Source organism: Streptomyces endocoffeicus, from assembly GCF_016741935.1.
In the GTDB taxonomy this organism is placed as follows: domain Bacteria; phylum Actinomycetota; class Actinomycetes; order Streptomycetales; family Streptomycetaceae; genus Streptomyces; species Streptomyces endocoffeicus.
On the sequence record NZ_JAERRG010000031.1, the window covers coordinates 104,326 to 112,499 of the forward strand.

Annotated in this window: 5 protein-coding genes; all 5 read right to left on the minus strand. The window is 63.3% G+C overall.

What is annotated here, in order from left to right:
- Window positions 1–170: 170 nt before the first annotated feature.
- Window positions 171–3,752: a putative Ig domain-containing protein gene (locus JK364_RS44955; protein ID WP_230993466.1), complete on the minus strand. Its 3,582-nt coding sequence runs from the start codon at window positions 3,750–3,752 to the stop codon at window positions 171–173.
- 216 nt (window positions 3,753–3,968) lie between these two features.
- Window positions 3,969–4,877, minus strand: a complete 909-nt coding sequence (locus JK364_RS44960) for a carbohydrate ABC transporter permease (protein WP_201857226.1) — start codon at window positions 4,875–4,877, stop codon at window positions 3,969–3,971.
- Window positions 4,874–5,689 carry a carbohydrate ABC transporter permease gene (locus JK364_RS44965; protein ID WP_307841586.1) on the minus strand — a complete coding sequence of 272 codons (816 nt, stop codon included), beginning with the start codon at window positions 5,687–5,689 and terminating at the stop codon, window positions 4,874–4,876. The genes JK364_RS44960 and JK364_RS44965 overlap by 4 nt, the downstream gene beginning before the upstream one ends.
- 197 nt (window positions 5,690–5,886) lie before the next feature.
- Window positions 5,887–7,155, minus strand: a complete 1,269-nt coding sequence (locus JK364_RS44970) for an ABC transporter substrate-binding protein (protein ID WP_307841587.1) — start codon at window positions 7,153–7,155, stop codon at window positions 5,887–5,889.
- Window positions 7,156–7,838: 683 nt separating this feature from the next.
- The coding region (locus JK364_RS44975) for an FCD domain-containing protein (protein ID WP_201857228.1) at window positions 7,839–8,174 on the minus strand (336 nt) is incomplete at its 5' end.

Below are 8,174 nucleotides of genomic sequence, written 5' to 3' on the forward strand. Positions count from 1 at the left end.
CACCCCATGGTGACCGGACACGTGACGATGGGGACAGCCGGGCAGCAGCCCTGGGAGTGAAGCCACCGACACATGGAAATCGGTTGCCTCACTCCCAGGTTCGCCGGGCCCGCGAGCCTGACGCCACCGACCTCGGCTATGAGAACCCAGCCGACGGATCCCGCCCCCGGTCAATCCCCCGAGGAGAAGGCTTGGACTTCGAGCACGTCGATCGGGCTGCCGTTCTGGCCACCGCCGGGGAACGAGACCCTCACATAGCGAGCCTTCACACTGGACTGATCAGGATCGACCGGATAGTTGTAGTAGTTGCCTTCCTGTTCCCAGGCATACAGTGTCATGTCGCTCTGCGGAACGGCCCGTGTGTCCTTCGACGTCGGCAAACCCGACCCGGACAGGACGGACGTTTCGTTGCCCGTGGTCCATTTGACGCCGTCATCGCTGTACTCGATCTTCACCTTCTTCGGCACGTTGTAGTAGGTCACATTGTCGGCGTTTGGCATGTGATGGTTGAAGAACACGTTGACGCGGGTCAGTTCCTGTGTCTTCCGCAGGTCGTAGGTGATGCTCGGGGATTCATCGCCGGCCGACGCGGCCCACTTGTCGAAATTGCCTCCCGACGCATCATTGATGGTGCCGTCGGACAACATCCCCGCGTGCTCGCTGTCGGTGGACACCTTCGGCGCGATCCCCTGCGCGACGTTGGAATCGGGCGTGAGTGTGACGTAGTTCCGGGTTGAGGTGAAGGTCTTCCCGTCCACCGTGATGTCGGCCCAGAAACTGTACATCGCCGGCTTGGTGACCTTGCCGGTGAACTTCATGGTGTTGCCCTCGACGACGAACGGAGATTCGTCGGCCGATACCTCGTTGACGACGATCTTGCCGGCGCCGTTTTCGCGCCTGCCGTCGACGGTCGCGTAGTGGTACTTGACCTTGGAGGCATCGAGGATGTCAACCCCACCGCCCTTGCGGGTGAAGCCCTTGAAGGTCACAGGGACGTCCTTGTCCGTTGAGACCTGGCTCCAGAACGGCGCCCCCTTGGTGTACATGTTCACGCCGACAAGAGGAAGAGCCGCCGAGATCGCGCCATTGCTCACCTTGACCGGATACGTGTCGGTCTTGACCTGGGGATCGTTCACACCATCGTCGTAGGTCGCGGTCACCTTGATGGTTGCGGTCCCGTCACCGACGGCAGTGACCCGGCCGGAGCCGCCCACCGTTGCCACCCGTTCGTTGTCGCTCGTGAACTTGAGCTTCGCCGGCGCGAGGACGTTGGTGTAACCGTTCATGTAGCTCTCTGCCCTGAGCCGCAGAGCCTTTGTCGAGGGCTGGCTGCTGAACAGCTTGACGCTCGTCATCTTGTAGTCCCTGGCAGGGCTCCCCGTCCTGATCTTGATGATCGTGTCGATGGGGTCCGCGGTCACCTTGGACGTGTCGATGTCGATGTAGTACTTGCCGCCGTCCCGCTCCATGGTGAACGGCAGCCGGATCCCCTTGTTCAGCCACTCCACGGCGTCGACCTTGTAGTCGAACGGGCCGATCCGCTTCATTCGATCCTGGCCGGTGAAGCCCGACTTGGCCACGCCGGAGATCTGGTTCTTGACCATGTGCATGTAGGTGTACTGGTCGCGAGCCATGGCGTAGCCCCACTCGGGACCCTGACCGTGAGCGATGGCCTTCCGCGGATCGGTGTACCAGCCCGGTTTGAGCGTGTAGTCCATGGTGTACGGCGTGGTGCCGTACATGGACTCGCGCAGATCAGGCCCGGCACCGTTGTTCATCCACTTCACGATCGACCCGCGCATGTCCGACAGTTGCTGCGAGGAGATGGGCACCATCGAGAAGATGTTGGTGTTGTCCAGGTTGCTGCTCAGGTTGTCCATGCCACGGGTCACGGTGATCGAGGAGTCATAGTTCATGACGTAGCCGTGGCCGTACTGGTTGATCAGCTCCTTTGTTGCTTCGGCCCAGTCGTCCCGCTCATTGCCCTTGGCGTATTGGGTCCAGACGTCCAGGGCCGTGGTGTAGGGGTCGTTCCATTCCTCATGGGCGACCTTCCTGCCCTGCGGCAGGATGTGGTCACTCCAGCCGCCGTCCGTGTACGGCTCGCTGTTCCAGAACGGCCGCTCGTGCAGGGTGATGTCCTGATCGCCGGTTTGCGCACTCGGGTTCGCGTCGATGAGTACCCGGTCGTTGTAGTTGCGAGCCGAGCTCCAGGCGACGTCGGTGTTGGAATACGACTCGGGGCCGCCATCGGCGAACACGTACCACGGGTTGTATCGAGCGACCAGGCCCTGGATGTCGCTCTCAAGAATCTCGGACCCCTCGTACAGCGATGAGAGGTAGACGCCGAACTTCAAGCCGTACCGCTCGGCAGCCTCCTTGGCCTGCTTGACGCGGTCCTTCACGTGCCAGGTGCCATCATCGGCCTTGTACAGCGCGTTGTACTTGTACAGCTTGTTGCTGTCGTCCGGGGTCAGGTTCGCATTCGGCGACGGCCAGTAGTAGATGGTGTTCTGGATGCTCTCTGTCGAAAGCATGGTCATGCCCATCTCTTTGGCCTTCTGGGCCCATTCGTCGTAGTGATAGTTAGGGTCGTACAGGTTCGGCGTGGTCCCTGTGGTGTGTGACAGGGCTGACATCTTCCCGTTGATGAACCAATCGACCGGGTTCCTCTTGACCGTGATGGTGTACTGCTTCGTCGCGGAGGCGCCCTGAGCGTCGGTGACCTTCAGGGTGAAGGTGTAGTCCTTCTGTGTCTTGCCCTGCGCACCGTCCGAGACCGTGCCGTCGATATGACCGTCGGCTGCCAGGGCGAGCCCGGGCGGCAGTTGGCCATCGGCGACGGTCCACTTGTACCCGGGAGCCCCGCCGGCGGCCTGGAAGGTGAACGGAGCGGCCTGCGGGGCGGTACTCGATGTGTTCCGCTTGCCGTCGATCGTTGCGACCATCCCGACGTACGGGTTCTCGTCGTAGGCGTACGGCAAGGTGTTGGACGGGTAGTCGTTCGCCGGCGTATTCGCGTTGCGTTTCTTGAACGCATCCCGGTCAACGCGGAGGCCAGTCGTGACAACGGAGAGCTCATTGTCGGACGTGTTCGGCCCCACCACAGAGTGCGTGAGGTTGGGGATGAGGTCTCCGTTGCCGTCGCACAGCCTGGCGTAGAAGCCGAGGAAGTTCTTGTTCTTGCTGGGGTTCTTGTGCTGAATCTCGATCAGAAGCTTGTTCCAGCCCTGCTTCAGCTGGACGGGATACTTCGTTCCGCTCTTGTTGACTCTGTCCACGACGCTGTCCTGCTGACCGACCGGAGCGTCGTTTGCGAACAGTCGGTACACACCGGAGCCACCGACCTGCCACTGAACGTCTTTCGTGGTCGGGCTGTAGACGTAGCTTGCGGCCAAAACCCACTTGTCGGTCGTGGATTGGCCCTGCTTGACGTCGAAGTAGCCCATCAGATCGTTGTAGTCGTCGTAGTTCCGATTGAAGATGCGATCGTCGAAGTACCGCCAGGCCGACGTCTCGTTGTTGCGCGGGTCCGCGAGAGACCTGCCGATTGAGGGGACAATCGGCTCAGGAGACCGCTCGACCACCGGACTGGAATAGGGACCGGAGACGGCCCATTGGTTCAGGTACGGCGCCGTGCCTCCGGTTTGAACTGCTTGGGCTTGCGGCCCCATGAGTACACAGCCGACCGCAAAGGCAAGCGCTATCGCGGTCGCGACGACGCTGCACTGGATCTTGCGCAATCTCTTCATGCACCCTCCTTGTGCTTGTCGAAATAGCCGATATCCTGCCGTAGTCAAGTCTCGGCATCGATGCCTCCCCCTGCCCATACCGCCGCATCAAAGGATGCGGTCCGGCATCGCGGCGGAATCACGCCGCCTTGATCGTCAGCGTCACTTCACACTCCCCGCAGCCAGACCGGAACGCCATAAACTTCGCGACAGCGCGCGCCACTTCTACAGGCCCTGTCAGGTCTTGAGGCTTCCGGCGGATAGTCCTGAGCGCCAGAACCGTTGCATGGTGAGAAAGGCAATACAGAGGGGAATTACCGATATCAGCGAGCCCGTGACCACGAGGTCGTACCAGGGTTGGTCTCGTAGCTGGCTGTTCCAGAAGTAGAGCCCCAGGGTGAGCGGCCAGAGCTTGTCGTCGGCGAGCATCATCAGGGGTAGGAAGAAGTTGTTCCAGATCCCGACGAACTGGAAGAGGTAGATGGTGACCAGAGCGGGAGACATCAACCGCAGCCCGATGGTGAAGAAGATCCGTAGTTCGCCCGCACCGTCCACCCGGGCGGCGTCGGTCAGCTCGTCCGGCACGGAAGCCGCAGCGTACACGCGGGCGAGGTAGACCCCGAACGGCGTGACGGCACTCGGGATCAGCACCGACCAGTATGTGTTGACGATGCCGGTGGCCGAGGCGAGCAGGTATAGCGGAAGGGCGAGCAGCGGCGGTGGGATCAACACCGCACCAAGGATCAGCGCGAACACGCCTTCTCGGCCTTTGAAGGGGTACTTGGCCAAGGCGTACCCGGCCATCCCGGCGATGAGTGTGGCCACGAGGGCCCCGACACCGCAATACAGCAGACTGTTGAGGAGCCAGCGGGTGAAAGCGCCGTCGCTGTGGTTGAAGACCTTGGCAAGATTGTCGGCGATGCGGATGCTCGAGCCGAACCAGAAGCCGTTGGTGCCGAACAGATCACCGTTGGATTTCGTCGACGAAACCAACAGCCACCAGATCGGCAGCAGGAAGTAGCCCGCGACCGCGAGCAGCAGCACGGTGGTGCTCAACTGGGCGGCCGGTGAACCACGGCGGCGGGCGGGCGGCGCCGGACGCCCCGGGCCGGACCGGCGATGAGGGGCTGTGGACTGTGGGCTCATCGTGATCCTCGTGTGCTCAGGCGCAGGAAACCGTAGGACAGGGTGAACGTCGCGAGGGCGAGGACCACCGCGACAGCGGCGGCGAAGTTGTAGTCGTTGAGGCCAAAGGCTGCCTGGTAGGAGAGCATCACCGGGGTGTAGTTGGTGCTGATCGCGGATGTCATGGGGCGTAGCACCATCGGTTCGCCGAACAACTGAAGCGTGCCGATGATGGAGAAGACCCCGGTCAGGGTGAGTGCCGGGCGGACCAGGGGCACCTTGATGTGCCAGGCGATCTGAACACCGGAGCATCCGTCCAGCTCGGCCGCCTCGTACAGCTCCTGAGGGACGGACTGCAGCGACGTGTAGAGGATCAGCATGTTGTAGCCGGTCCAGGACCAGGTGACGATGTTGCCGATCGAGAAGAGGATCATGTCGGCGGAGAGGAAGTCGACGTCGACGCCCATGCCCTTGCCGAGGTCCACCAGCGGGCTGATGCCGGGCACGTACAGGAAGGCCCACAGAACCGCCGCGATCACACCGGGTATCGCGAACGGCAGGAAGTACGCCAGACGGAAGAAGCGCTTGAGACGTACCACTCTGGAGTCCAGCAGCAGCGCCAGCAGCAGGGCCAGCCCCAGCATCATCGGCACCTGGACCAGGCCGAACGCCAAAACCCTGCCCACGCCCTTGAGGAACGCGTCGTCGGCGAGCACCCGTGTGTAGTTGTCCAGGCCGGCGAACACGGTCTGCGGTGGTTCCAGCCCGAGTCCCGAGCGCTTTACCCGGAACAGGCTCTGGTACACGGCGTATCCGATCGGGACGACGAACACAGCCAGGAACAGAACGGCAAAGGGCGCGAGCAGCACACCGGCGGACCGGTTGCGTCGGCTGGCGAGCTTGTTGCGGGTCCGGCTGCCGGCCGGCCGCCGCTTCCTTCCCAGGGCGGTGGGCGGCGGGGACCAGCCGTGACCCCCTGATGGCGCTGGAGGGTGCACGACCGGCCCCGGAGGGGATTCGACCTCGCGGGTCATCCTGCCTTCACGCCCTTCGACTTGATTGCCGCGAGCGTCTTTTCCTGCATGCTGTGGAATGCGTCGGACAGCGTGCCCGCACCGGCGTATGCCTTGCCGGTTGCCTCGTCCAGATCGGCGCCGAACTGAGATTGCGTGGGACCCCACTGCCAGTTCCCGTCGGTGTTCTGGGCGGCCTCGGCGAACACCTGGTAAATGTCCTGGCCGCCGTAGTAGTCCACCCTTCTGTTCACCTCGGGCAGTTTGAGTCCGGCGGTGGCGGCCGGGTAGATGCCGGTCTTCGTGATCAGGTTCTTCAGGCTGTCGGGGTTGGTACTCATCCAGGTGGCGAATTCGACCGCTTCGTCCTTGTGCTGGCAGCCCTTGAGCACGGCCGTGCTGCCGCCGCCGTCGTTGCCGAACTTCTTCTCTCCCTTCGCCCACTGCGGCATCGGGGCGACGGCGAACTTGCCCTTGGCCTTGGGAGCGTTCTGTGCGATCAGCGGGTTCAGCCACACCGCTCCGATCACACTGGCCACCTTGCCGGACTGCAGCTTGCTCCACCACTGGGGGCTGTAGCCCTGATCCGTGGCGACCAGCTTCTTGTCCACCAGGCGCTGCCAGTAGTCCGCGAGTTGCTTGGTCTCGGGACCATCGACGCCGACATGCCACGTATCACCCTCGGTGCTGAACCACTTGGCGCCCTTCTGCCAGGCCAGGCCGGACAGCGTGATCGCCCGCAGGTTCACGATGTACGCATCCGGGTCGGCCTTGTGCAGCTTCTCGGCCGCCTTGGCGTACTCGTCCCAGGTCGTCGGCACCGCGATGCCATGCTTGTCGAAGACGTCCTTGCGGTAGTACATCGCCATCGGGCCAGTGTCGACCGGGATGCCATAGGTCTTACCGGCGATGGTGACCTGGTTCCACGTCCACGGGACGAACTTGCCCTTTGCGCCGCCAGCCGCCTCGGTGACATCCTCCAGAGCACCCTCGAGCAGGAGAGTGGGCACGGACTCGAAGCCGACCTGTGCCAGGCAGGGGGCGTTGCCTGCCTTCACCGCCGAGAGCATCTTGTCGTATCCGCCCTGGCTGCCGGACGGCAGCTTCTTGAAGGTGACCTGGATGCCCTTGTGGGTGGCATTGAACAACTCGACTGATTTGTCGTATCCCGGCGCCCAGCCCCAGAACTCCAGGTGGACAGTGCCATCAGCGGACTTGTCGTCACCGCTCCCCCCGCACGCGGCCAATGGCAGTACCAGGGCGGCCGCGGTCAGACTCCGGATCACGGCCTGCCGCCTGAATGGCGTCTTGTCCGTGACTGACGGCTTCCACCGAAGCCGACGGCTCCCCCTCGCCCCATCGCGTGTCCGGTCAGACCACATGGCCAACTTAGCTAGCATTCAAGTGTGCCTTTCTGTTGCGGACATCCGTCGATGAATCCGACTCTCCAGCGACTGGAACTTCATGGCCCGGCTTCAGTTCGGAGGTCACACGACGGGGCTGCGCCCCTGACGGGCGAGGTAATTCGCGATTCAGCACCCACGTCAGGGCGAGGCTCAGTATCTTGCGGGGGCTTGATGACGTCAAGACTATAGATCTGACGTATTACAAAGGAAGATCGCGATAGATATGGAACATTGCCTCGGTGTTGCCTCTGTAACGGGCCAGCCCTCACCGTCGCAGGGGCAGTGAGCCGGCCAGCGGGCACGGCCGATACGCGGCGGCTGGGGATCCTGCCCGAGTCGTATGTCCACTCCTCCGGTACATGAGCCGGAGGATCCTCATGTTCGACACGGCGCTCGGGGCGGGTGCCAACTCCGAGAACCCAGCGACGGCGGAGCAGAACTCATCGAACCGATCCGACTGTCCGCGCGCATGCCGACACGGCCGGCGAACTCCCGCACCACCGCGCCGAGCTGCGATGCGGGGTCGCGGCGGGTTCTTCGCCCCGTGCTTCCGGGTCCGGGGTTCAGGAGTGGATGTCGTCGGGGGTGACGCGGCGCCAGATCTCCTGTTGGAATTGCCGGGCGGTCAGGTCGATGTGTTCGGCCATCAGGGCTTGGGCGCGGGTGGTTTCCCCGGCGGCGATGGCTTCGGCGATGGCTTCGTGCTGTCCGGCGGCCACGTGGAGGGATCCGCCCGCGACCCCGGCCAGCCCTATGGCCATGACCTGGCGCTGCAGGCGTCGCACCGCGTCGACGGTGGAGGCGAAGAACGTGTTTCCGGCGGCGGCGGCGATGCCGGTATGGAATGCCTCGTCAGCGCGAGTGAAGGCGTCGATGTTGTCCTGCCGTGCGGCCTGGGT